This window comes from Rhodoferax sp. GW821-FHT10B06 (assembly GCF_059415605.1).
The window spans coordinates 17,266-42,923 of record NZ_JBWKNO010000019.1 but is presented as its reverse complement, the minus strand read 5'-3'; the positions used below and the strand labels follow the sequence as shown (position 1 = coordinate 42,923).

19 protein-coding genes are annotated in these 25,658 nt (G+C 61.1%); all 19 read right to left on the bottom strand.

The window, feature by feature from the left end:
• Positions 1–10: 10 nt before the first annotated feature.
• The gene (locus tag AC07O2_RS22250; RefSeq protein ID WP_495234419.1) at positions 11–1,600 is read right to left on the bottom strand and encodes a FecR domain-containing protein; all 1,590 of its coding nucleotides are present in this window, start codon (positions 1,598–1,600) and stop codon (positions 11–13) included.
• A 104-nt stretch (positions 1,601–1,704) separates the two neighbouring features.
• The gene (locus AC07O2_RS22245; protein WP_495234418.1) at positions 1,705–2,433 is read right to left on the bottom strand and encodes a response regulator transcription factor; all 729 of its coding nucleotides are present in this window, start codon (positions 2,431–2,433) and stop codon (positions 1,705–1,707) included.
• Positions 2,434–2,935: 502 nt separating this feature from the next.
• Complete coding sequence (locus tag AC07O2_RS22240; protein WP_495234417.1) at positions 2,936–3,322, bottom strand: SirB2 family protein; 387 nt, start codon at positions 3,320–3,322, stop codon at positions 2,936–2,938.
• A gap of 7 nt (positions 3,323–3,329) precedes the next feature.
• Positions 3,330–4,523: an NnrS family protein gene (locus AC07O2_RS22235; RefSeq protein WP_495234416.1), complete on the bottom strand. Its 1,194-nt coding sequence runs from the start codon at positions 4,521–4,523 to the stop codon at positions 3,330–3,332.
• A 10-nt stretch (positions 4,524–4,533) separates the two neighbouring features.
• Positions 4,534–4,941 carry a ribonucleotide reductase subunit alpha gene (locus AC07O2_RS22230; RefSeq protein ID WP_495234415.1) on the bottom strand — a complete coding sequence of 136 codons (408 nt, stop codon included), beginning with the start codon at positions 4,939–4,941 and terminating at the stop codon, positions 4,534–4,536.
• A gap of 53 nt (positions 4,942–4,994) precedes the next feature.
• Positions 4,995–5,732: a carbonic anhydrase gene (locus AC07O2_RS22225; RefSeq protein WP_495234469.1), complete on the bottom strand. Its 738-nt coding sequence runs from the start codon at positions 5,730–5,732 to the stop codon at positions 4,995–4,997.
• A 55-nt stretch (positions 5,733–5,787) separates the two neighbouring features.
• Complete coding sequence (locus AC07O2_RS22220; RefSeq protein WP_495234414.1) at positions 5,788–6,729, bottom strand: peptidylprolyl isomerase; 942 nt, start codon at positions 6,727–6,729, stop codon at positions 5,788–5,790.
• Between the two features lie 39 nt (positions 6,730–6,768).
• The gene (narI, locus tag AC07O2_RS22215; protein ID WP_495234413.1) at positions 6,769–7,500 is read right to left on the bottom strand and encodes a respiratory nitrate reductase subunit gamma; all 732 of its coding nucleotides are present in this window, start codon (positions 7,498–7,500) and stop codon (positions 6,769–6,771) included.
• Positions 7,497–8,195: a nitrate reductase molybdenum cofactor assembly chaperone gene (gene narJ, locus AC07O2_RS22210; protein ID WP_495106282.1), complete on the bottom strand. Its 699-nt coding sequence runs from the start codon at positions 8,193–8,195 to the stop codon at positions 7,497–7,499. The genes narI and narJ overlap by 4 nt, the downstream gene beginning before the upstream one ends.
• A gap of 1 nt (position 8,196) precedes the next feature.
• On the bottom strand, positions 8,197–9,720 hold the full coding sequence (gene narH / locus AC07O2_RS22205; RefSeq protein WP_495234412.1) for a nitrate reductase subunit beta: 1,524 nt from the start codon (positions 9,718–9,720) through the stop codon (positions 8,197–8,199).
• Positions 9,717–10,085, bottom strand: coding sequence for a cupin domain-containing protein (locus tag AC07O2_RS22200; RefSeq protein ID WP_495234411.1), 369 nt, complete (start codon positions 10,083–10,085; stop codon positions 9,717–9,719). The genes narH and AC07O2_RS22200 overlap by 4 nt, the downstream gene beginning before the upstream one ends.
• 22 nt (positions 10,086–10,107) lie before the next feature.
• Entirely contained in the window at positions 10,108–14,022 is a 3,915-nt protein-coding gene (locus tag AC07O2_RS22195; RefSeq protein ID WP_495234410.1) for a nitrate reductase subunit alpha, read from the bottom strand.
• 99 nt (positions 14,023–14,121) lie between these two features.
• A complete protein-coding gene (locus tag AC07O2_RS22190) occupies positions 14,122–15,750 on the bottom strand; it encodes an MFS transporter (protein ID WP_495106286.1) in 1,629 nt (542 codons plus the stop codon).
• Positions 15,751–15,774: 24 nt separating this feature from the next.
• Positions 15,775–17,031, bottom strand: coding sequence for an MFS transporter (locus AC07O2_RS22185; protein ID WP_495234409.1), 1,257 nt, complete (start codon positions 17,029–17,031; stop codon positions 15,775–15,777).
• 190 nt (positions 17,032–17,221) lie between these two features.
• A complete protein-coding gene (locus AC07O2_RS22180) occupies positions 17,222–17,887 on the bottom strand; it encodes a response regulator (protein WP_495234408.1) in 666 nt (221 codons plus the stop codon).
• A complete protein-coding gene (locus tag AC07O2_RS22175) occupies positions 17,884–19,779 on the bottom strand; it encodes a type IV pili methyl-accepting chemotaxis transducer N-terminal domain-containing protein (RefSeq protein ID WP_495234407.1) in 1,896 nt (631 codons plus the stop codon). The genes AC07O2_RS22180 and AC07O2_RS22175 overlap by 4 nt, the downstream gene beginning before the upstream one ends.
• An 804-nt stretch (positions 19,780–20,583) precedes the next feature.
• Positions 20,584–21,390 (bottom strand): oxidoreductase, encoded by an 807-nt coding sequence (locus AC07O2_RS22170; RefSeq protein ID WP_495234406.1) that lies wholly within the window; start codon positions 21,388–21,390, stop codon positions 20,584–20,586.
• 51 nt (positions 21,391–21,441) lie between these two features.
• Positions 21,442–24,510: an efflux RND transporter permease subunit gene (locus tag AC07O2_RS22165; protein ID WP_495234405.1), complete on the bottom strand. Its 3,069-nt coding sequence runs from the start codon at positions 24,508–24,510 to the stop codon at positions 21,442–21,444.
• The gene (locus AC07O2_RS22160; RefSeq protein ID WP_495234404.1) at positions 24,507–25,613 is read right to left on the bottom strand and encodes an efflux RND transporter periplasmic adaptor subunit; all 1,107 of its coding nucleotides are present in this window, start codon (positions 25,611–25,613) and stop codon (positions 24,507–24,509) included. The genes AC07O2_RS22165 and AC07O2_RS22160 overlap by 4 nt, the downstream gene beginning before the upstream one ends.
• Positions 25,614–25,658: the final 45 nt, after the last annotated feature.

Here is a 25,658-nt window from a genome sequence, read left to right as displayed (position 1 = left end):
GGCTGGGTCATTAATGGCTGCCTGGACGCACCGGATTGCCATCGGAGCTGAGCACCGATTGGCTACCTGACGTCATCAGGCGTGCCGGTACGGTGAAGGACTGGGTGGAGGTAAATGCACTGGCATGACCCTCGCGGTCCAGTTGCTGCACCCGGACGTAATACACACCGGCCGGCGGCAGCGGATGGCTGAAATTGGATGTTTCCACCACGCTGTCGTCCAGTATGTTGGCAAAGTTGGAGTCGTGCGCGATCTGTATATGAAAGCGTACGCCGTCCGTCATTGCCGTACCCCAATGTATCGACAATGCTGTAGCGCCGTCGGCCGCCACGCTAGGTGCTTGCGGTGTGGGCGGAAGGGCGTCTATCCTGAAGCTGAGTGGTTTGCTGAACGGCCCGCGATCACGTATGCCGTCTGAAGTGTTTTTTACCGATGCGACACGCCAGAAATACGTGCCGGGGACGAGATCACTTACAAGCTGGCGACACTGGGGCAAGTCGTGTAAATCTTCGACCAGATTGCGGAATGCCGCATCGCGTGCCACTTGCAAATCGTAGGCTGTGATTCCGGTGTTTTCGGTACACAGCATTTCGATGCTGGACGAAAACCACTGGCTACCCTGCTGCGGTTGGCGCAGGAATGGTGCCTCGGGGCGCGCCTTGACCTGTATAGAGCGACTTGCCTCTATGCCAAGGACACCTCGTCCATCGACCGGGCGCACTGCCAATTGGTAAGTGCCATCGTCCAGGCCTTCAAAGCGCACGTCCGTCTGGGTAAATTGACCAAATCGAACGACCTGGTCCAGCGCGGTGTCGGTAGCGATCCGTACTTGGTATGCCGAGGCGGCGCCGAGAGCGGGGAGGGTGAATTCCACAAACGAAATATCTTCCGCGATGGCAGGCAACTGCGACAGATCAGGTGCGGGCAGCAGCGGCGCCACGATGACTTGGGTATCTGCCGTGCCTAAGCGGGTACCTTCACCTGCATGCACCATTGCTTGCACCGCAGGAGACTGAGCCGAGCGGACCAGTACCGCGCCTTCGGTCACATCGTTGATAAATGCGCCTTTGTCATCCAGGGCCACGCCGAAGCGGGTGCCCCGCACGCCACCCACGGCATGGGGTGTACGGATCTCAAATCGGCTGTTGGCTGAGGGCAATGGTGTTACCTTCGATTCCACGCGGCCGTGGTCCAGTTGGATCGTCGATCGAATGTCCTTAGACGCCGGCGCATAGAGCATTTCATTCAGCTGAATACGGGTATTGGCTGGCAGCCGAATTGTCGAACCATCGGCCAGGCGCAGCGTCACGAAGCCCTTGTCACCGATAGTCAACTGGCTGCCCTGTGGCAGATATTGGCCCATGACCAGCGCTTGGTCTTTGGGCTGACCTGGTGTCGAAGCGCTGGCGTCACCGACTACATGCACTACTTGTACATTCGCCGGCTGGGGGCGCAATAGATGTACGGGGATCGTCAGTACGGTGCCCGGCCGTAGATGTAAGGGGTCGTGCACCTTGTTCAATTGTTGCAGCAGCTTCCACTGCTCTGGTTTGTAGAGATAGCGCTGGGCTACCACATACAGGTTTTCACCCGGTTGCAAGGTGTAGTCGATATTTTGCGAAAAAGCGGCAGCGCTGGAACCCAGAAGAATCGGGGCAAGAATCCAAGGTGTGTGGCAAAGAATCTGGGATAAAAATCGGGCGATCATTCGGATTGTTGAAACGGGGTAGGTCCATAGTCTGGTGAGGCTAACTGGACTTTTTCCAGCCGGTAGCCATGGTTGTAAACAGAAGTCAGCCGGTAGCCGTTTTCGGCTCGTAGCGCCAGCTTGCTACGGACATGGGAAAAGTAGACGTCGAGTGACCGGGAAGTGACATCGGCACCCTTACCCCACAGCGCTTCGATCAGGTAACCGCGCGAAACCAGTTGGCCCAGGTGGGTAAACATGGTTAGCGCTAGGTCAAATTCCTTGTGTTTCAACACCACCGCGACGCCGTCCAGATATACGCTCCGTTGGGTCGTATGGAAGCGGTAACGGTCAAAGTTAAGTTCTTCGGTGGCGCGGATATGGCCGCCACGGCGCAGCAGGGCAGCAATGCGTGCACGCAGTTCCACCACGCGCTTGGATTTGACAATGTAGTCGTCGGCACCGCACTGCAGTCCGGTCACGATATCGCGTTCGTCGCTGCGATTGGTTAGCATCAAAATCGGTATTGCCGACGTTAAATGTGTACGTACCTTGCGCACAATCGCTGTGCCTTCGATGTCTGGCAACTCCCAGTCGATGATCAGAAGGTCAAAGGTTTCTCGTTCTACTGCATGCAAAAAGTCCTCACCCTGGGCGAAGACGTGACAGTCGTGGCCCATCGCAGCCACCACCGCGTGGATAAGGTCAAGTTGGGCAGGATCGTCATCAACAGCTGCGACGCGCATCGAGTCTATCTTGGCGAATGAAAGTTGCTGAGCTGGGATGCAAGCGATGTGCCCCAGTGTTTGGCATCTGTAGCACTTTGCAACAGGTGTTTAGTAGGGTAAATACTTTACCGCAAGCAAGCTGACATGAAATGATTCTTAATATTCCATTGGCAAATGGTGTGGTATTCGATCCACTTTGTTGTTTTGGAGTCCTAAATCAAGAACGGCCGGCTCAAAACGAGGCTAGTTATAGAGGCTGTGGATGGCCGGCCCAGCTTGGTAAGACCATAGAGCAATGTATTGCAGACCTGCAATTTAAGGCTGATGTCACGTAGGGTCAGGTAAAGCAGTTCGGTCAGCACGTTTTCGATGGCAGCTCGAAAAAGTGGTCGAGATCGAGAAATTTTGTTTACGACTTTAACTATGGCCGTTGTTAAATCGTAACGCTGCAAACCCGCATGAATGCTAGGCCCCTGTTCACGACCTTAGTTGCACGGAATAACTGGATTGTTCTGGGCAATTAAAGTCTCAACAGCCCCCATGGACTTTTGCTGATGGCTGCTGCCACGATGTAGCCCACGCTGGTCAGCGCGCCCAGAAAGGCCATTGCACGCACTGGCCGGGAATGGTCGGGCTGCAAGACCACCATGCCCAGTGCGATGTAGACCAATAAGCCGATGATCTTGGCCAGCAGCCAGGGCGTCAGGAACGGGTTGAGCCGCAATGTCCACGCCAGGCTCAGCGCCGACAGCAGTAGAACCGAATCCACGGCATGCGGCAGGCTCTGGGCGATCCGGCCGCGCACCCAGGCAGCGCCGGACAGCGCGCCCAGGCCGCGGGCGAAAAAGCCCGCAACCGACAAGGCCACGGCGGTCTGGTGGATGGTCTTGAGCGTCAGGTAGTCCATGGTCGCTTCAACCGGGCCGGCCATCCAGGCGGGGCCGGGTCAGCACCGGCCAGTAGGCCACGGCATACACGGCAAAACCCAGCGACCAGAGCAGGCCGGAACACAGCACGGCGGGTACGGCGGCTGCCGGCACCGCCAGCGGTACGAACACCCGCACTAGCGCCGCGGCCAGCACACAGCCGTAGCTGATCACCTCCATGTGGCCCGCGCGCAGCGGCCGACCGGTGTGGCCCAGCGCCGTGCGTGTCACCATGCCGATGACCAGACCGCCGATGGCGCCCACCGTCAGTGCATGCGTGGCGGCCGATGCGGCCACCCAGCCGAATATGGACAAGGCACGCAAGCCCAGGTGCAGCACGATCCACAGATAGGCCGCATGCAGTACCCAGACCAGCGGCGTGCGCCAGGTCGTCCATGGCTGCCACAACCACCAGCGCACCAGATGGGCGGCGGCGGCCGCGCCTAGCAAGCCGGCCAGTGCGACGCCATGCCTGGGCAGCAGGTCGGCCACCAGGATGAGCAACACCAAGCCCAGGGCCAGCTTTTCCACGGCCGGGTGGCGCACCGCCTTGGCCCCCGGAATGCCGTTGTTGGTGAACATGGGAATGACGCGCCCGCCCATCACCGCCATGATGAACAGCACCACATCCAGCCCGATCTGGATACCCAGCCAGCCCGGTAGCGCCAGCACCCCGAGCAGCACCATGTGCACCATCAGCGCCGCTGCCGACAGCAGCACCAACAGGCCGATGAAGAAATAATTGCGCCGGTTGCGCGCGGCGAGGAAAGGAATCGCCAGCGCAATGGCCGCGGCCAGCGGAAACGCGGTATTGGCAACGGCCGCCGCCCAGCCGAACGGGGTGAGCACCAGCACGCGCGCAGCCACCCACAGTCCGGCCAGTGCCGCCAGCGGCAGACCCGTGGGTGTGGGATGGTTCGACCAGTTGCGCCCGGCGGTGAAGAGAAAGCCCACCACCACGGCCAGTGTGAAGCCGAACAGCATTTCGTGCGCATGCCACAGAGGACCCTGCAGATAAGGCCGGCCTAGCCAGCCCGCGTATTGCAGGGCCCACAAGGCGATGGACAGTGCAGCGAACACACTGGCCAGCAAATAGAACGGCCGAAAACCCATGCGCCACAACGCCAGACCGGGGTCGATGGCGGCCGGCTTGGGTTCTCGGATTTGGATGGTGTCCACCATGGCGAAGCCGTCAGCAGCCCAGGGACACCGCCTGGCCTTGGCGGTTAAAGGGAACCATGGCTGCCAGCTGGCCCGCCTTGATGGACGCCACCATGCGCTCAAGAGCCTGCTCCGCGACTGCGCTGCCGGGCGGTATCCCCTGTGTGCCAGACAGGCTGCTTGCAAACACCATGCTCCACGCCGACGCCATTTGCACCGACTCTTTCACCAGATCGGCGAAGCTGTGCAGTTCGTCGGGTGTCTTGTCCACGCACATCACTGGCACCAGCGCGCCGCCCTGGCCCGCCAGGAAGCGTTCGCGCTGCGCTGGCGTGCTGTCTTCAGGCAGGTCGGCATTCGCAAACACCAGCAGCAGGCGTTGTGGCAGCGGCTGTGCCCGCGCGGCTTGCAGCAAGTCGTCAAAAAAGGAAATATCCATGGGTTGCTCTCTTTCAGATAAGGGCTAGGAGGTCACTGGTCCAGCGGGTGGTATCAGTGCGGGCGGTCGGCATCGTCTATCTCATTGAAAACCGGTTCGGTTAAATGCTCTCTGTACGGCCCATCCCCGCTGTGTGAGGCCGTGGATGCCGGGACGAACTGGCCGGTCTGGACATCAAATACGTGAACTTCACCGTCTTCAATGACGTAGTGCCAGCCGTGCAGCGCCAGGGCCCGCGCCTCGACCCGTTCGCGCACCATGGGGTAGTCCATGAGACGCTCCAGTTGCAGCACCACGGCGCGTTGCTCAGTGCGGCGCAGGGCTTCGGGGCCGGGCTGTACCGGCAGCAGGGCCTCGGCGGCCAGGCTCAACCAGGCCTTGAGGTTGACGGCTTCATCCGGCACGCCCTCATAGGCCGCGCGGATGGCGCCGCAATGGCTGTGGCCGCAGACCACGATACGCGAGACCTTGAGGTTGAGTACCGCAAACTCTATAGCGGCGGAGGTGCCGTGGTAGCCGACCCAGCGGCGTGCGGTGTCCCGCGAGCCGTTCATGGGGTCATCGACATAGCCGTCGTAGGGCGGCACAAAGGCGCCGACATTGCGCACGATGAACAGTTCGCCCGGCCCCGCACCCGTCAGCAGGTAGGGCAGCAGCCGCGAGTCGGAGCAGCCGATGAACAGAATGGTCGGGTGCTGGCCGTCGCGCACCAGGCTCTGGAACTGCGCCTGCGTACCGGGAAAGGTATGGTCGTGAAAGCGCCGCAGGCGCATCAGCAGGTCGTCTGGCAGATCAGCTTGCAGGTTGGCGGGCATGGCGCTGGCGGCGGGCCGGGCTATGGCCGCGTCACTGCACCAGCGGCGAGTCGCTCGCCTCCAGCGCCACGCCCACGAGGTTCGCTTGCCCGGCCAGGATGGTGAGGTACTGGTGCAGGGCCGTCGCCCAGGTCTGCTGCTTCAACGCCAGGCGCACGGCTTCGCGCACGGTCTCAAAGGCGCGCGGCGTGCCACTCTTGCGGGCCAGCACCTCCACCACATGAAAGCCGAAGCGGCTGTGCACCAGGCGGGGCAGAACGCCCATGTCATTCAGGCCGAACAGTTCACGGCCAAACTCGGGCGCGCAGTCCTGCGGGCCCAGCCAGCCCAACTCGCCGCCTTCGGCGGAGCTGGGGCAGTTGGACCATTGCGAGGCCGCGGCTGCAAAGGCCGCTGCCGCCTTCGCATCATCGCGGTCATGGCAGCGGACTTGTAGCATCACGCCCTCGGCGCGGTTGCGCAGCGCCACCACGTCCACGCCCGGCGTCACCGCAAATAGGATGTGGCGGGCGTGGACTTGCTCGTCGGTGCGGTAGCGGGCCGCATGCGCGGCGTAGTAACGGGCGCAGGCCTCGTCAGAGGGTTCAGGCACCTTCAGCTCGCGCTCAAGCAGCGCCTCGATCGCTTCTGTGGCAGCTTCGCTTTGCACGCCACCCGTCAGGGGCAGGTCGTCTGCGGCCAGCAGTCCGGCTGATTGCGCGGCCTGGCGTAGCAGCTCGCTGCAGGCCATCTGGCGCAGGCTTTCTTCGTTGGGGTATTCGTCCGCCAGGTGGAGCGGCACGCCGTTGACGCTGGCTATGCTGGCTATTGGGCCCGGCCCGCCGGTGCGGGGCTCCAGCGGCACGGGCGGGGGGGCCGTCAGCGAGTTGACCAGCGCGGCGTCATAGCCGCCGGCTTGGGGCTTCACACTGAGAGCTGTTGCTGCTCCGCCGCTCTTGCAGCCGCAGGAGCCCGATCCACATCCGTTGTCCATGGTGATTCCTTGTGTTGTATGTTGCGCTGCGTGCCGCGTTCAGGGCCGGTCGTGTTGGGGCGGCAGGTTGTGGTCTTGCGGCAGGTTAAGGCGTCTGGCGCGCGACACCTGATAGGGCCGCAATACATAGAAGATCGAGGCAAAGCCGCTCCACACGTGAACCAGCCGGCTGAATGGAAACAGCAGGAAGATGGTCATGCCAAAGACGATGTGAAACAGATAGGGCCAGGGCAGTGCGGCCAGGGCCGTCGCATCCACCGGTCGCAGAGTGACGATGCGTTGGGCCCAGTCGGCCAGGATCAGCATCACACTGCCGTCGGAATGCTGCAGGGAAAAGGGCAGGGTGATCAGGCCTACGGTCAGTTGCACCCACAGGATCACCAGCACGGCGATGTCGGTGGGGTGGCTGGTGTAGCGGATGCGCGGGTCAAAGATGCGCCGGTACAAAAGCAGCGTGAGTCCGATGAAGCACAGTGTGCCCGCAATGCCGCCGGCCACCACCGCCATCAACTGCTTGCTGGCGGCGCTCATGAAGACGCCATACACGGCGTGTGGCGTGAATAGGCCCACCATATGGCCGAAGAACAAAAACAGTACACCGCCATGGAACAGGTTGCTGCCCCAACGCAGCGTGCCGGTGCGCAGCATCTGCGAGGAGTCGCTCTTCCAGCCGTACTGACCGTGGTCAAAGCGGATAAGGCTGCCGACCAGGAATACTGTGAAGCAGACATAGGGGTAAACCTGGAACAGGAAACCATAGAGGCCGCTCATATCGATGCTCCTTGTGCCGGGCTGTTCCGGCGGACGATGTGGATCGGTTGCGGGTCGCCCGGCTTGGCCTGGCCCTGTGTCGAGCAGCCGTCAAACGCGGCAGGCTCGGCCCAGGCCACGTCCAGCGGCTCGTCGGGTGTGATGGTGATGGAGCGGGCTGCCTCACCCGCTATCTCCAGTAGCGCGCCCAGCACGCTGGCATGCCGGCTTTCGCGCTTTTCCAGCGCGTTGAAGATGGCGTTAAGGATGTGCGCCACTTCCGATAGCAGCGCGCGGACTTGCGCTGGCGGCTGGGTGGAGGCGTATTCCAGCAGCACCGGCAGGTAGTCGGGCAGTTCGCCCTCGGCTAGGAACAGGCCGGCGGCCTCGTAGGTTTTGGCCAGGTCGATCATGGCCGGGCCGCGCTCGCGCGAGTCGCCATGCACATGCTCGAACAAATGCAGCGAGGTGGCGCGGCCGCAGTCGAACAACTGCACGTAGTCGGCCTCGGCGTCGATGGCGCTTTGGGCCAACTGGCTGTCGATCAGTGCGTCCAGTTCGGCCAGCCGTTCGCGGCCAACGGTGTGCGCGCTATGCAGTGCGGCGCGCATTTCCTGCAGGTGGGAGCGGATGCCTGCGTCGGGGTACTGCAGCAGGCGCGCGAGTACGCGCAGGGTCATGGACAGATCGTTGGCGGTTTGCTTGTGGGTGGTCATGTCAGATCTCCGCCTTGATAGGGATGGTTCTTTTCTTGTCGCTGCCAAAGAGGCTGACTTCGCTGGTTCCCTCCGAGCACCCGTTGCCAAACGAGAAGCCGCAGCCCCCGCGCACATTGAAGGTGTTCTCGGCATATTCACGGTGCGTGGTCGGGATGACGAAGCGGTCCTCGTAGTTGGCAATCGCCATCACGTGGTACATCTCCTCCACCATGGCGCGGGTGATGCCCACTTGCTCCAGCACCGCGTCGTCGACCACGCCGTCCACATGCTTGGCACGCTGGAAGGCACGCATGGCCAGCATGCGTTCCAGCGAGCGGATCACTGGCACGGTGTCGCCGGCGGTCAGCAGGTTGGCCAGGTACTTGACCGGGATGCGCAGCTGGTTAACGTCCGGAATCTGCCCGTTCTGCCCCAGGTGCCCGGCATTGGCTGCTGCACTGATGGGCGAGAGCGGCGGCACATACCAGACCATGGGGAGAGTGCGGTACTCAGGGTGCAGCGGCAGGGCCACCTTCCATTCGACGGCCATCTTGTAGACCGGGCTGTTGCGCGCAGCTTCCATCCACTTGTCGGGGATGCCGTCAACGCGTGCCTGGGCGATCACCTTGGGGTCGTTCGGGTCCAGGAAGATGTCCAACTGCGCCTGGTACAGGTCGCGGTCATGCTCCACGCTGGCGGCTTCCTGGATGCGGTCGGCGTCATACAGCAGCACGCCCAGGTAGCGGATACGGCCCACGCAGGTCTCGCTGCACACGGTGGGCTGGCCGGCTTCGATGCGCGGGTAGCAGAAGATGCATTTCTCGGCCTTGCCGCTTTTCCAGTTGTAATAGATCTTCTTGTACGGGCAGCCGCTGACACACATGCGCCAGCCGCGGCATTTGTCCTGGTCGATCAGCACAATGCCGTCTTCCTCGCGCTTGTAGATCGAGCCCGAGGGGCACGATGCCACGCAGGCCGGGTTCAGGCAGTGCTCGCATAGGCGCGGCAGGTACATCATGAAGGTGTTCTCGAACTCGCCGTACATCTCTTTCTGGATGTCGTCGAAGTTCTTGTCGGCGCTGCGGCCCTTGAATTCGCCGCCCAGAATTTCTTCCCAATTCGGGCCCCAGACGATCTTGTCCATCTGCTTTCCGGTGATCAGGCTGCGCGGGCGCGCCGTGGGGCTGGCCTTCATCTCGGGGGCGGACTGTAGGTGGCCGTAGTCGAAGGTGAAGGGCTCGTAGTAGTCGTCAATCTCCGGCAGGTTGGGGTTGGCGAAGATCTTCATCAAGAGCTTCCACTTGCCGCCTTGGCGCGGCTCGATCTTGCCGTTGGCCTTGCGCACCCAGCCGCCGTTCCATTTGTCCTGGTTCTCCCATTCCTTGGGGTAACCGATGCCGGGCTTGGTCTCTACATTGTTGAACCAAGCGTATTCCATGCCGGGCCGACTGGTCCAGACGTTCTTGCAGGTAACCGAGCAGGTGTGGCAGCCGATGCACTTGTCCAGATTCAGGACCATGCCGATTTGTGCGCGGATTTTCATGTGTTGTTCTCCTTGAGGGGGACGGACGGACTGACCGGCGCGTGGCCCACGACGGTGACCAGGGCCGACATGTCGGTTACGGCATGGACGGAGTGCGGTGCGCCGGCAGCCATGTGGGTGAGGTCTCCGGCCTGCATGCGCAACTCGCAGCCCGGTGCGCGGAAAATGACCTCGCCTTCCACGCACTGGAAGACCATGGCACCGGGCACCGCGTGCTCGGCAAGATCCGCGCCGGCGCGCAGCACCAGGCGGAAGATCTGCAGGTTGTCGGTGCGCACCACCGTGAAGGTGTGTGTGTCGGGCAGCGCTTCGCCCAGGGGGCCAGCATGCGCGAGTTCACCGGGGGCCAGGTGTTTCAGTGCCATGGCGCGGCTCCCTGAATACGGCTCATGCGTTCTCTCCCTCGGCCTGCGTCGCGCGGACCTGTTCCTGCCCAACCGGTGTGTCCAACCAGTCAATCTTGTCCATCTTGCGTACCACCACGAACTCGTCGCGATTGGTGCCAATGGTTCCGTAGTAGTTGAAACCGTAGCTGAACTGTGCGTAGCCGCCGATCATGTGGGTGGGCTTGAGCACGATGCGGGTCACCGAGTTGTGAATGCCGCCGCGCACACCGGTGATTTCCGAGCCGGGCGTATTCACGATCTTTTCCTGGGCGTGGTACATCATCACCATGCCGGGTTTGACGCGCTGGCTCACCACCGCCCGCGCCGCGATGGCGCCGTTGATGTTGAACAGCTCGATCCAGTCGTTGTCCACGATGCCGGCCAACTTGGCATCGTCCTCGCTCATCCAGACGCAGGGGCCGCCGCGGCTGAGTGTGAGCATCAGCAGGTTGTCGGTGTAGGTGCTGTGGATGCCCCACTTTTGGTGTGGCGTGATGAAGTTGAGTGCGATTTCCTTGTTGCCGTTGGGCTTGATGCCATGGATGCCGGCGGTGGTCTTCAAATCCACCGGCGGGCGGTAGCTGCAAAAGCCCTCGCCAAAAGCCTGCATCCATGGGTGGTCCATGTAGAACTGCTGGCGCCCGGTCAGGGTGCGCCATGGGATCATCTCGTGCACATTGGTGTAGCCGGCGTTGTAGGAGACGGTCTCGCTCTCGATGCCGCTCCAGGTTGGCGAACTGATGATCTTGCGCGGCTGTGCCTGGATGTCGCGAAAGCGAATCTTCTCGTCCTCGCGGTGGATGGCCAGGTGGGTGTGGTCCAGGCCGGTCTGCTTGCCCAATGCTTCCCAGGCCTTGACGGCCACGTGGCCGTTGGTTTCAGGCGCCAGCATCAGCACCACTTCGGCTGCGTCGATGTCGGTCTCGATCTTCGGCATGCCGCGCGTCACGCCCTCGGCGGTGACCAGGCCGCTCAACTCACCCAGTTGCCGCACTTCGGTCTGTGTGTTCCAGCCAATGCCCTTGCCGCCATTGCCCAGCTTGCCCATGAGTGGACCGAGAGCCGTGAAGCGTTTGTAGACGTTGGGGTAGTCGCGCTCGACCACCTGCATGTTAGGGGCGGTTTTGCCGGGGATCAGCTCGCAGTCGCCCTGTTTCCAGTCGCTCACACCGAAGGGTTGCGCCAGTTCGGCAGGGCTGTCGTGCATCAGCGGCGTCAGCACCAGCTCGCGCTCCACGCCCAGGTGGCCGACGCAGACTTCGCTGAACTTCTTGGCAAAGCCCTTGTAGATGTCCCAGTCGCTGCGCGACTGCCAGGCCGGGTCCACGGCGGTGCTTAGGGGATGGATAAAGGGGTGCATGTCGCTGGTGTTGAGGTCGTTCTTCTCGTACCAGGTGGCGGTGGGCAGCACGATGTCGCTGTACAGGCAGGTGGTGCTCATGCGGAAGTCCAGCGTGACCAGCAGGTCCAGCTTGCCTTCGGGGGCCTTGTCGTGCCAGACAACTTCGGTGGGCTTGGCTTCTTCTTTGCCCAGGTCTTTGCCCTGCACGCCGTTGCTGGTGCCCAGCAGGTGCTTGAGGAAGTATTCGTGCCCCTTGCCCGATGAGCCCAGGATGTTGGAGCGCCACACGAACATGTTGCGCGGCCAGTTGTCCGGGTGGTCGGGGTCTGTGCAGCTCATCTTGAGTGAGCCGTCCTTCAGGCCCTTGACGGCGTAGTCCTTGGCGTCCACGCCGGCTGCGGCAGCGTCGCGCACCACCTGCAGCGGGTTGGTCTGCAACTGCGGCGCGCTGGGCAGCCAGCCCATACGCTCGGCGCGTACGTTGTAGTCGATCATGCTGCCGGCGAATGCCTGCTTGTCGGCCAAAGGCGAGAGCACTTCCTCCATACCCAGCTTCTCGTAGCGCCACTGGTCGGTATGGGCATAGAAGAAGCTGGTGCTATTCATCTGGCGGGGCGGGCGTATCCAGTCCAGTGCAAAGGCCAGTGCCGTCCAGCCCGTCTGCGGGCGCAGCTTTTCCTGGCCCACGTAGTGAGCCCAGCCGCCGCCGCTTTGGCCTATGCAGCCGCACATCATCAGCATGTTGATGACGCCACGGTAGTTCATATCGCTGTGGTACCAGTGGTTCATGGCCGCACCGATGATGACCATGGACTTGCCATGGGTCTTGTGCGCGTTCTCGGCAAACTGCCGGGCCACAGTGATGAGCTGCGCGCGCAGCGTGCCGGTGATCTTTTCCTGCCAGGCCGGGGTGTAGGGCGTGTCGTCGTCAAAGCTGGTAGCGGCCAGCTCGCCGGCCAGGCCGCGGGCCACGCCGTAGTTGGCCACTTGCAAGTCGAACACCGTGGCCACCAGGGCTGAGCGTTCCTCTCCGGCCTTGCCCAGCGAGATGCGCTGCACCGGCACGGTGCGCACCAGCACTTCACCGGCTGCGCCGTCGTTACCGCCCTTGGCTACGTTGTTGGGAAAGCTCTCGTGTTGAATACCGCCGAAGTAGGGGAAGCCGACGCGGGCTGTCTCGGTGCTAGGCGCATCACCTTCCATCACCGAGAGTTTCAGCTTGACCTCATTGCCATGGCGCGCTTCCTTGTTCTGCAGGTTCCACTGCCCTTCATCGGCCCGGCCGTCGGCACCCCAACGGAAGCCGATGGCACCATTGGGCAGCACCACCTTGCCGCTCACGTCAAAGGCCACGGTCTTCCACTCGGGGTTGTTGGCCTGGCCCATCTTGCCGTTGAAGTCTGAGGCGCGCACGTAGCGGTCGGGCACGGTGATGACTTCGCCGCTCGGGAGCGTGTGTTCCTTGAGCATCACCAGCATGGGCATGTCGGTGTAGCGGCGGACATAGTCGTCAAAGTAGGCGCTGCGCTCGGTACGAGCCCCCACGCCGCCTGCGGACGGCTGCCCCCCAAGGGGGCTCGAAGAATTTGGGGCGGCCCGGCATTCTTCGTTGTCGGGGAAGTAGAACTCCTTCAGGATCACGTGGCCCATGGCCATGGCCACGGCCGCGTCGGTGCCCTGCTTGGGGTTCATCCAGATGTCGGCCAGTTTGGCTACTTCGGAATAGTCGGGCGTGATGGCTACGGTCTTGGTGCCCTTGTAGCGCACCTCGGTAAAAAAGTGCGCGTCGGGCGTGCGCGTTTGCGGCACGTTGGAGCCCCAGGCGATGATGAAGCTGGAGTTGAACCAGTCAGCAGATTCAGGCACGTCGGTCTGCTCGCCCCAGACCTGCGGACTGCTCGGGGGCAGGTCGCAGTACCAGTCGTAAAAACTCATGCACACGCCGCCGATCAGGCTCAAGTACCGGCTGCCGGCGGCATAACTGACCATGCTCATGGCTGGGATGGGCGAGAAGCCGATGATGCGGTCTGGCCCGTGTTTCTTGATGGTGTAGACGTTGGCCGCCGCGATGATTTCGTTGACCTCGTCCCACGTGGAGCGGGCAAAGCCGCCCAGGCCGCGGATCTTCTGGTAGTCGGTGCGTTTGGCGTCGTCCTCCACGATGGAGGCCCAGGCCGCCACGGGGTCGTTGCCCAGCCGTGCTTCACGCCAGCTCTTGAGCAGCCGGCCGCGCACCATGGGGTACTTCACGCGGTTGGCGCTGTACAGGTACCAGCTATAGCTCGCACCACGTGCGCAGCCGCGCGGCTCGTGGTTGGGCATGTCCCAGCGGGTGCGGGGGTAGTCGGTCTGCTGGGTTTCCCAGGTGACGATGCCGCCCTTGACGTAGATCTTCCACGAGCAGGAGCCTGTGCAGTTGACGCCGTGGGTGGAGCGTACGATCTTGTCGTGGGCCCAGCGGTTGCGGTAGGCGTCTTCCCAGGTGCGGTCCTCGCCGGTGGTGACGCCGTGGTCGCCCGAGAACGTTTCCCGGGGCTGGGAAAAATAGCTGAGTCGGTCCAGAAAGTGGCTCATGGGATACCTCGGTGTAGCTGCTGTGTTATTGAGTAAAAATGGCCTCTAGCGCAGATATCACCTGCGCACTAAGCTATTAAATATGTAGCAATAGGTGTGTCATGGATTCTTGATTTCCGCGCCTGCGCGCAGGTAGAACCACCAGTTCACGAACAGGCACAGTGCGTAGAACACGGAAAATCCGTAGAAGGCAAACTGCGGCGTGCCAGCTTTGATTTGCTGTCCTATTAACACCGGAGCGATGAAGGCGCCGTAGGCCGCCACAGCCGAGGTCCAGCCCAGCACGGGGCCAGCTTGCTGGCGGTCAAAGATGAAGCCCACGCTACGGAACGTGGAGCCGTTGCCCACGCCGGTGGCGGCAAACAGCACCACGAACAGCAGCATGAAGGCGAAGAAGTACTGGTCGGGCGTGGCCGACTGGTAGGCCAACATCATCACGTAGCCCACAGCCGCTGACGCTGCAACCATCACCACCGAGACCCATTGCGTGACGATGGAGCCGCCGAGCTTGTCCGAGATCCAGCCACCCACGGGCCGGGTAGCTGCACCAATGAAGGGGCCAATCCAGGCATAGGTCAGCGCCGAGGGCGCGTTCGGGTTCTTCAGCGCATGGGTCATCACGCCGGACGCGTCCGCAATGTGCTGAAAGCCAAAAATCACGGTGATGGCCAGTGGCAGGGCCATGGAGAACCCGATGAAGGAGCCGAAGGTGACCACATACAGCGCCGTCATGGCCCAGGTGTGTTTGTTGCGGAAGATTTCAAACTGCTTGGCGACGTTTTCCTTCATCGTGCCGAAGGCGGCCAGCTTCATCACCAGCAGCGCAGCGACGATATCCAGTGGAATCGCCACCCACATATTGAGCACGCCCAGGCCGGTAGGGGCCGGCAGGTACAGGTACAGCATGAAGATCGACGGCACAAAGGCCAGCGTGTACAGGTAGGTGATCTTGGCAAAGGCCACCAGCGGACCACCGGAGGCCGGGGTCACCGTCTTCAGGTTGTTCATGCCCCACCAGCACAGCGCACCCAGCGGAACCAGCGACAGTACCCAGGCGAAACCGGCGTTCTGGATCCAGGTGGGCGTGCCCGCGGCGATCTTGCCGAAGATCCAGCCGCTGTCCTTGACCAAGGGTACCGATGCGCCACCGAAACTGCCAAACAGGCTGACCGTCATCACCAGCGGGATGACGATTTGCATGGTGGTCACGCCGAAGTTTCCCAGGCCGGCGTTCAGGCCCAGTGCCGTGCCTTGCAGGCGCTTGGGAAAGAAGGTGGAAATGTTGGACATGCTGGAGGCAAAGTTGCCACCGCCAACGCCCGACCACAGGGCCATCAGCTGGAATACCCACAACGGCCACTCGGGGTGCTGCAGCGCAATGCCAGTACCAATGGCTGGGGCCAGCAACATGGACGTGGTCAGGAAGATGGTGTTGCGTCCGCCCGCCAGCCGGATCAAGAAGGAAGCGGGGATGCGCATGGTTGCACCCGAGATGCCGGCAATGGCCGTCAATGTGAAGAGTTGCGCCTGGGTGAAGGGAAAGCCCAGGTTCAACATCTGCACCGTGATGATGCCCCACATGCCCCACACAGCAAAGCCGCACAACAGGGCGGGGATGGAAATCCATAGGTTGCGGTAGGCGATCTTCTTGCCCGTGCTGTCCCAGAATTTCTCGTCTTCCGGGCGCCAATCGCCAATGTCGGCGGCGGAGGAAATTTTCGTGTCCATTGTTTTCTTTCAGAGAAGCGGTAATCAGGTCTGCAGGCCGAGAGTGGCCGCTTTGGGCCCCATGACGTCGCTGCGACGCACTTCGGTCCAGTACATCCAGATGAGAGAGACCCAGACCACGCCATACATCAGCATGAAGGCGCTGGAGCGGATGCCGGTCAGGTCCATCAGCGCGCCAAACAGGATCGGCAGCACAAAGCCGCCCAGGCCGCCGGCCAGCCCGACGATGCCGCTGATCGCGCCGATGTTGCTGGTGTAGTCGTCGCTGATGTACTTGAAGACGCTGGCCTTGCCGAAGGCGAAGGCGATGCCCAGCACAAACATCAGCCCGGTGAAGGCGTAGACATTCAGGCCCAGATGGAAGGTCTTGGGGCCGCCGATGGTGGCAATGGTGAAATCGGTTTGCGGATAGCTCAGCACAAACAGGCAGATCCAGCTGACCCACAGCACCCACCAGGTTACGCTGTGCGCCCCCCATTTGTCGGACATCCAGCCGCCCACGGCGCGCAGCACGCCGCCGGGCAGGGAGAAGCAGGCGGCCAGCAAAGCGGCGCTGCGGATCTCAAGTCCGAACTCGCCCACGTAGTACTGCACCATCCACAGCGACAAGGCGACATAGCCACCAAACACAATGCTGTAGTACTGGCAGTACTTCAGCACCCGCGGGTCTTTCAGCGCCTTGAGCTGCTCCTTGAATGTGACGTTGCTGGACACCAGGTGCGCAGGATCGCTGTAGCTGAGGAGCCAGAACAGCAGTACCGTGCCCAACATGATGGCGGCATAGACCTGCGGCACCATGGACCAGCCGAACGCCACGACCAGCGCTGGGGCGACAAACTTATTGACCGCCGCGCCGGAATTGCCTGCGCCATAGACGCCCATGGCAAAGCCCTGCTGCTGCTTGGGGAACCAGCGTGCCACATAAGGCGTACCGACTGAAAACGAGCCCCCCGCCAAGCCCACGAACAGGCCGATGCAGAGGAAGTGCCAGTACGCGGTGGCATACGACATCAGGTAGATGGCAGGGACCGTGATGGCCATCAGGATGGCCATCACGTTGCGGCCCCCAAATTTGTCGGTCCAGATGCCCAGGGGCACGCGAATCAGTGAACCGGTCAGCACCGGCGTTGCCATCAGCAGACCAAACTGCGTGGCATTCAGACCCAGCGCTTTCTTGATCGGAATGCCGATGACGCCGAACATCATCCACACCATAAAACACACGGTGAACGCCAGCGTGCTGACCATCAGCACCGAGAGCGCCTGCCCCTTTTTTGTCATGTCAAATCTCCTTCTGGACCTTGACTTGACTGTAGATTTGGCCGTCCGGGAACGGCATCCCTCTGAAGGATGGGCGCCCCTCCGCCTGAGGAACTAGGCGGGTAGCGGTGGGCGTAGTTCTGTAGAACTAAGCGGCCAGATAATTGATTTTGGTTTGCGCTGGATCAACCCGCGGGTTGCGCGGAAGGGGTTAAATCAGCCCTTTTTCCGTGGCGATGACGGCGGCATGGACCCGCGTACTGACATCCAGTTTGCGCAGTACATGCTGCACATGGATCTTGACGGTGGTTTCGGCAATGCCCAGGTCGCGGCCTATTTCCTTGTTGCTGGCACCTTGGGCAATGGCGCGCAGAATGTCGCGCTCGCGGGGCGACAGCGTGTCCAACAGTGAGGTTTGCGCCACGGGTGGCGCAGACACTCCGCGGTAGGCCGCCACCAGCTTGCTGGTCATTTCCGGGGCGATCACGCTTTCACCTTGCATGGCCCGGCAAATGCCGTTGATCAGCGCATCGCCCTCCGTGGTTTTCAGCAGATAGCCAGCCGCGCCGCCACGCAGGGCGTGGGCCAGGTCGTTAGCATCTTCGCTGACGGTCAGCATCAGGATGCGGGCGCGCTGTGCGGCCTGCTGCAGGGCGGGCAGCGCGTCCACGCCACTCACGCCGGGCAAGTGGTTGTCCAACAGGATCACATCAGGCTGCAAATCCTGCGCACGCCGCTGCGCCTCGCTGGCATCGCCCGCGTCGCCGACCACCAGCACACGGGCATCCCGTGACAACAGCGCGGCCAGACCACGGCGAAACAAGGTATGGTCGTCCACGATCAGAACGCGGATAGGCGAAGCCGAGATATCGCTCATGGGATGGAGATAGTTTGCGCAGCCAGCGCTATGCCGGGGGCGGCTGGTGTGTGGGTGGGGGCCGGTAGCTTGGGCGTTGGCAACGTCAGAATCACAGAGGTTCCATGCAGCGGAGTTGAAATAGTTTCCAGCACAGCATCCATACGCTGTGCTCGCTCCACCATGATGCGCATCCCCACATGCATTTCCTTCAACGGATGTTCATCCGATGCAAAACCGATACCGTTGTCACGAACTTCAAATCGCCAGGTAGGTTGTTGCTGCACCTGCAGCCACACTTGGGAAGCGCGTGCGTGTTTGCGTACGTTGGAGAGTGCTTCCTGCACGATGTGCAACACCTGTATCTGTACATCGGGCGTCAACGGCAGGCCGTGGCCGGCGGCCATCGCCAGTTCGGTCTTGAGGCCGGTCTGGTGTTCGAACTTGCGCAAGGTGGTCGCCAATGCAGGTTCGATATCTTCGGCATTGGCCCGGGTGCGGAAGTGCATCAACAGCTCGCGCACATCGCCGTAGCACTCACGTACGCCGGTATCGATTTCTTCCAACACCAGTTGCACATCCCCCGCCTTATTCGATTGCAAGGCATCGCGCATGAGCTGCACCTGGATCTTGAGAAAAGCCAGCGACTGCGCGATCGAATCGTGCAATTCGCGTGCAATCAGGTGGCGTTCTTCTGAAATGGCGGCTTCTTTTCCACTCGCATTGAGCCGTAGATTTTCCATGGCACTGGCCAAATGGCTGTTCAGTGCCTCCAGTAGAGACAGCTCGGCTTCAGATGGCGATACTTCGGCGTGGAACAGCAGATCCACTTCACCCATCAACCGGCCATGTAGGCGAATGGGCACATTAATCACGGTACTGAATCCTGCCTCAGCGCAATGTTTCAGCGCCGCCGGTTGCTGGGCATTGATTGGTATAACGCGCAATCTGCCATTGAAGATAGGCGTGCCGCAGTGGCAATCACTGGCTTGCAGGCATTGCTCATCCTTCATCATGGAGGCGGGCAAACCGCTGGCGGCCAACATCAGAAAGCGCTGGTTTTCCTGGTCGGACCAGCGTACCGCCACGCCGTCCGCATGGGCAATGCGCCGGATGCTTTGCGCAAAGTCTTGTGCCAGCTCGTCCAGAGATGTTGCCCGCGCCACCAATGCCGTAACTTCATACAGAGATTCCAGCCGCTCTCGTTTTTCCTCCAATTCAGCGGTTTTCTCCTGCACTTTACGTTCCAGGTTCCGGTACATCGATTGCAAGTGTTCGGCCATACCGTTGAAACCCTGTGCCAAAGTGCCAAACTCGTCGGACGTTACCGCTTCGACCCGTGCGCTGAGATCGCCAGCTTGGATTTTTTGTATCGCTTGTTTTAGATGATGAACGGGTTCAAGTACCAGCAGATAGCCGACAAAAAGCAATACTGCCGAGCCCACAACCGCGAGGCCCAAAATTCCAATCTGCAGCAGATGCAAGATGGCCGTCCAGCGCGTCAAATGCCTTTCAATTCCGGCCACAAAAACGTCGATATCGGAGGTAAATTGGACCGTGTCCGTACGCAAGGCTGGCATGGAGGCGGCTGGCTGGGATAGCCATTGGCTTTGAAAGCGCTTCCAATCCAGCTCTATCGTGGAAAAATGGGCAAGTATCTCCTTGTCCCAGGGCACAAAGAGCGGCCTCTCAGGCGCTCCAGTGCGCAATAGCGCCAGGCTGGTGTCAAATTCTTGAACCAGTTGTGCGAGTTCTTTCGATTCGCGTCTATCTACCACCAGGGCCAGGCGATATGCCTGCATGCGCATGCGGCCCGCTTCATTTACGGCCGCAGCCCCGCCGTCCAGCTGCCACGACACCCACAGCGTCGCCGCCGTTGACAGCAGAGCCATCAGCAGGAACGGCGCGCCCACCAAAGTCAGCTTGGCGCCCAGGCTCCAACGGCTACTTTGCGTGTTCATTGTGGATATGAGACTCAACAAGCATGGGTCTATTGTTGGGGAGCAATGCATTGCAGCATATACCCCCTAGGGATGGTCCGCAAAACGCAATTCGTTGTGAGCTAATGTTGAACCTGTTTTACGGACGATGCCTGACTCTCCACCATACTCGACTATGCGCTGTCTTGCGACGGACTGCTGGTGTATTAAAGGAAGTGATTTGGATCTATGTCCATGAATCCCTCGGGACAGCATGCTCAAGATTTTTTAAATGGTGGTTTCTGGATGTGAGTCGGGGTCACGCCTTTCTCGTTGTGACTGTGGGCAATGTATTAACGGGTAAATAGAAGGCAGCGGTTAACCGTGTCAAGTTCGCATGGCACAGATAGACTGCATCGAAGTCGACACGTTGCAAACTTGCGCCACTTAACAGCAGCACGGTAAAGGCCACGGCCTTGACGGAGCCTATTTGCCGCGTTGCCTGGTTGATGGCACTGCCTATGAATGGTTTGCGGAAAGCGTGGCCGGAAGGCGCCGAATGCAGCGAACAGCACGGTGCCATCCAGGGAGGCAAGAAGCGCCGCCATGCGGGCCACCCACAACACCGGCTATGGCGAAGCCGGGTTTGGGTGCAAGCTTGGCAAAGCCTGTTCCAGGCTGGCAAGCAAAAAATGATGGTCTTGTTGTCCGAGGCGGTGGGTTACCGATCAATTGATGCGCATGCCCCCTTAGAGTCAAGCCCCTTGATTGCTTGCAACGGGTAGAGGGGGAATCGATTCAGGTGAGTCCGAATGTCTTGCGCAGACCTTTTTCCACGGGGCCAGCGGGCATGAAGCGGCGCAGCTTGGCCAGAAGAGACGCCTCGCCTTTGGGTGTACGGCGCATCTTCCATGCTCCCAAAGCGGCATCGACAATCGTGGCGGCGACTCCATCGGGACTGGGCGCTTTTTGGACATTGTTCTGGATCGCTTTGGAAACGATGCCAAGCTCCTTGCTGTAGTCTGGAATTCTGGAAACGGTCTGGGGCGCGTTGAGATCCAGGTTGGTCTTGGTAAATGAGGGCTCGACCAGTGCCACGCGGATGCCGAATTGGCGAACCTCGTGGTCCAGAGTCTCGGACAGCCCTTCAACGGCATGCTTGGAGGCCGAATAGAGTGCCATGTACGGCGCAGGCAGAAAGCCCAACACCGAGCTGACGTTGACAATGCGGCCAGAACGCTGCTCGCGCATGTGCGGCAGCACGGCCTTGATGGTACGCAAGAGGCCGTAAAGGTTGGTGTCGAACAGCGTCTGAGCTTCGGCAATCGAGGTTTCTTCCGTCGCACCCAGTAGCGTCACACCCGCGCTATTGACCAACACATCGATGCGCTGGGCTTGGGCAATGATGGTCTGGATTCCGCGCTCAATCGATGCTTCGTCGCGGATGTCCATCTCAATGAGGGTAACGCCAGGTATTGCCTGGGCTTTTGCCGTGTTGCGCACGGTGCCAAATACTCGGCAACCCTGCTGGGCAAACTTGATTGCGGTGGCGCGTCCAATGCCCGACGACACGCCGGTAATAACGACAACTTTAGAGTTCGACATGGCTGTTCCTTTTAGCTATTTAGGTAGGGGTGAATAGAGATAAATCACAGATCACTGGTGCGATGGGGCCGGCCGGATCTTGAACCAGATGGAGTACATGGCAGGCAGGAACACCAGCGTCATGACGGTTCCCGCCAGGGTGCCTCCGATCAGCGTGTAAGCCAGGGTGCCCCAGAACACCGAGTGGGTCAGCGGCATGAAAGCGAAGATGGCCGCCAAGGCTGTCAAGATGACGGGCCGGGCGCGTTGCACCGTGGCCTCGACGACTGCTTGAAACGGCGCCAGCCCCTCCTGCTCGTTGTGGTGGATTTGTCCGATGAGAATGAGCGTATTGCGCATCAAGATGCCGGACAGTGCAATCAGCCCCACCAGCGCATTGATGCCGAACGGTTGCTGGAACAGCAACAGCGTTGGTACCACGCCAATCAGGCCCAATGGGCTGGTCAAGAAGACCATCACCATCGCGGACATGGACCGCACTTGCAAAATGATGATGAGCAAGGTGATCGCCAGCATGAGGGGAAACAGCGGCAACATGGCTTTGGTTGCTTTGGCGGATTCTTCAATGGAGCCAGCCTCCACTATGTGATAGCCACTTGGTAGCTTGTCCACGATGGGCTGGAGCTGCTTGGTGATGGCGGTCGACACGTCTGGCGGCTGCAAGCCATCGGCAATGTCGCCCCGCACGGTGATTGTCGGCACGCGGTCGCGCCGGCGCACGATAGGTTCCTCCATGCGCACTTCCACCTTGCCGACTTGTGACAGCGGAATGCGTTGTCCATTGGCGCCGGCCAGCGTGAAGTCGCCGATCTTGGCCGGGTCGAGCCGGATACCGCCAGCCGAACGGACCACCACCTGCACGGTGCGAATGTCCTCGCGCACCGCAGTCACTGGCACACCGGTCAACAAGAATTGCAGCTGTTGCGCTACCGCGCTCGAGCTCAGCCCTATCGCCTGCAGGCGGTCTTGCTGCAAGCGGAAGTGCAGCGTGGGTGTACGTGTGCCCCAGTCAGAGTTGACCGTGCGCATCATGGGGCTGGCCGCCATGACTTGTTGCACTTCGGCAGCAATGCCACGCAGCTTTTCCGGGTCTGGACCCGTCACACGGTAAGCCACCGGGAATGGCGAATACGGGCCAAATACCAGCTGGGTAACGCGAACCCGTGCCTCGGGAGCCAGTCCGTCGGCAATGGCCTGGCGCAGCCGGGTTTTCAGTGCGTCGCGCTCGCCCTGGTTGTCCGTACGGATGACGATCTTGGCAAACGAGGGGTCAGGAAGCTCCGGCCCCATCGAGAAGAAGAATCGCGGCGCGCCCTGGCCGATGTAGGAGGTGACGATCTTGGCTTCCTCTTGCTTGGCCAGCCAGGCTTCCACCTTCGCCGAAGCATCGCTGGTTTGCGTGATGGCCGTGCCATAGGGCATTTGTACTTCGACCAGCACTTCTGGCCGGTCGGAGATTGGGAAGAACTGCTTCTTCACCACGCCCATACCCAGCACGGACAGGACAAACAGAGCCACAACCGAACCAGCGACCAGCCATTTGCGGGCGATGACCTGCCCCAGTATCCGGCGGAAGCGGTTGTAACGTGGCGTGTTGTACAGAGCCTCGTGTCCACCTTCGACCTTTTTGACGTCCGGCAGCATCTTCACGCCCAGGTAGGGTGTGAAAACCACAGCCACCACCCAGGACGCGATCAGGGCAATGCCGACGATCCAGAACATATTGCTGGTGTATTCACCCGCAGAGGATGGAGCGAAACCATTGGGCATGAAACCGACCGCCGTCACCAGCGTGCCCGAGAGCATGGGCGCCGCGGTGTGGCTCCATGCATAGGCAGAGGCGGCAACACGGCTGTAACCCTCTTCCATCTTCACCACCATCATTTCGATGGCAATGATGGCGTCGTCCACCAGCAGGCCCAGCCCCAGAATCAACGAACCCAGGGTGATGCGGTCAAAGTTTTTGCCAGTTGCCATCATCACCATGAATACCACCGCCAGCGTCAACGGCACAGCCGCGGCGACCACGACGCCGACGCGCCAGCCCATGCTCACAAAGCACACCACCATGACCACCAGTAGCGCGGCAAAGAACTTGACCATGAATTCATCGACCGCCGACTTGATGTTGACGGATTGGTCCGTCACTTTGGTCAGGCCCATGCCCAGTGGCATCTCGGCGTTGATGGCGCCTACCTCGCTGTCCAGCGCCTTGCCCAAATCAAGCCCGTTCCAGCCGTCGCGCATCACGACACCCAACAGCAAGGCTGGCTCGCCGCCATTGCGCACCATGAAGGTTGCCGGGTCTTCGTAACCACGCTTGACGGTGGCGACGTCCGACAGCTTCAGCGTGCGGCCTTGTGCAACTACTGGCGTATCGCGGATCTTTTGCAGTGCATCGAAAGCGCCATCCAGGCGAATGAATACCTGCGGGCCCTTGGTTTCGACCGACCCGGCCGGCGTCAGGGCATTCTGGCTATTGAGCGCGGTGAACACATCTTGCGGGCTGACCCCCAGCGTTGCCAGGCGTTCATGCGAGAACTCGACATAAATGCGCTCAGGCTGTTCGCCGATGATGTTGACCTTCTTGACACCCGCTACGTGCAGCAGCCGCTGGCGCAGCGTCTCTGCATCGCGTACCAACAAGCGTTGCGGCTCGCCCTTGGCCTTGAGTGCGTACAGCCCAAAGGTGACGTCCGAATATTCGTCGTTCACCATGGGTCCGATCACACCGGACGGCAGGTTGCCTGCCTCGTCGCCGAGCTTCTTGCGGGCCTGGTAGAACTCCTTTTCTACCTCCGCAGGGGGGGTGCTGTCCTGCAAGTTCAGAATAGTGAAGGCTAAACCAGGCCGCGTAAAGGTTTCGGTACGGTCGTACCAGCGCAGTTCCTGCATGCGCTTTTCAAGCTTCTCGGTGACTTGGTCCTGCATCTCCTGCGCCGAAGCTCCTGGCCAGGCGGTGACGATGGTCATCGTCTTGATCGTGAAAGACGGATCTTCTGCCCGCCCCAGCTTGAAGAATGAAAAAAGCCCCGCCAGCGAAATCAGGCAGATCAGAAACAAGGTGATGGAACGCTCGCGTACAGCCAGCGCGGAGAGGTTGAAGCGGCCTTCGCTCATGGCCGCGCTCCCGCAACGGAGGTGCCTTGACCCGCCACGCGCACCTGCTCACCGTCGCGCAGCAGATGCGTGCCGAGCGCGACTATGCTGTCACCCTGCTTGAGCGAGCCCACGACGCGGGCACTATCGTCATCCAGACGCTGGATTTTGACCGGCCGCCAGAACACCTTGGCCGGCTCTCCCTTGATGACCCAAACCCCGGGCCCATTGCCTGCATCGAACAGCGCGCCCATTGGTACCCGCAAACCGTCTTGCACAGCGGCCTGTGCCTCTGGAATCTGGATCGTGACCGTGCTGCCCAAGGGGGCGTTGGACAGCTCTCCCTCGAGCACATACCTGGCTTCGAAGGTGCGGGTCTGCCGGTCTGCTGTATCCGACAACTGCCGGAGCTTGCTTGGAACGGTCACACCTTCTTTGCCAAAAAGCGCGGCCTGGCCGATGGAGCCGACCGCAGGGCGCAAGGTTTCTGGCAGCTGGACGACGGCTTCGCGGCGTCCGGCATGGGCCAGGCGTATCGCCACTTGTCCCGCATTGACAACCTGGCCGGGTTCGACCAGCGTTTCCATGACGACACCATCGGCATCCGCCAGCAGTTCGGTGTAGCGGCTCGCGTTGCGCGCAACTTCGGCCTGGGCTTCCGCCGCATTCAGCTGGGCTTTGGCGGTATCGGCAGCCGCCTTGACCTGGTCGTAGGCTGACGCCGATATGGCACCGGTGCCGCGCAGATCACGGTAGCGGGCCTCGTCCTCCGCTGTTTGCTGCGCCCGCGCCCGGGCGGCAGCGACAGCCTCCTGCTGCGCATGGACTGCCAGCTTCAGATCGACCGGGTCGATGCGCATCAGCGGCTGCCCACGCTTCACGGTTTGTCCGGCATCCACCAGCCGCTCCAATACCTTGCCGGCGACGCGGAAGCCCATATCGCTTTGCACCCGGGCGGCAACGCTGCCGGTGAACGCACGGGACGCGGAGGCCGCGTTTTGCACGCTAGCAGCGCGCACCAGCGGGACTGCGGTGCGTGGGTCAGGTGGCGTCTTCTCGTTGCATGCGATCAATGCAAACGGCAACGCGGAGACAAGAACAGTGAAAGCGAGGCGGCGGCGCATAGAAATCCCGTAAAAAAACTAAACAGGATTTCATTGTGTTTCTAG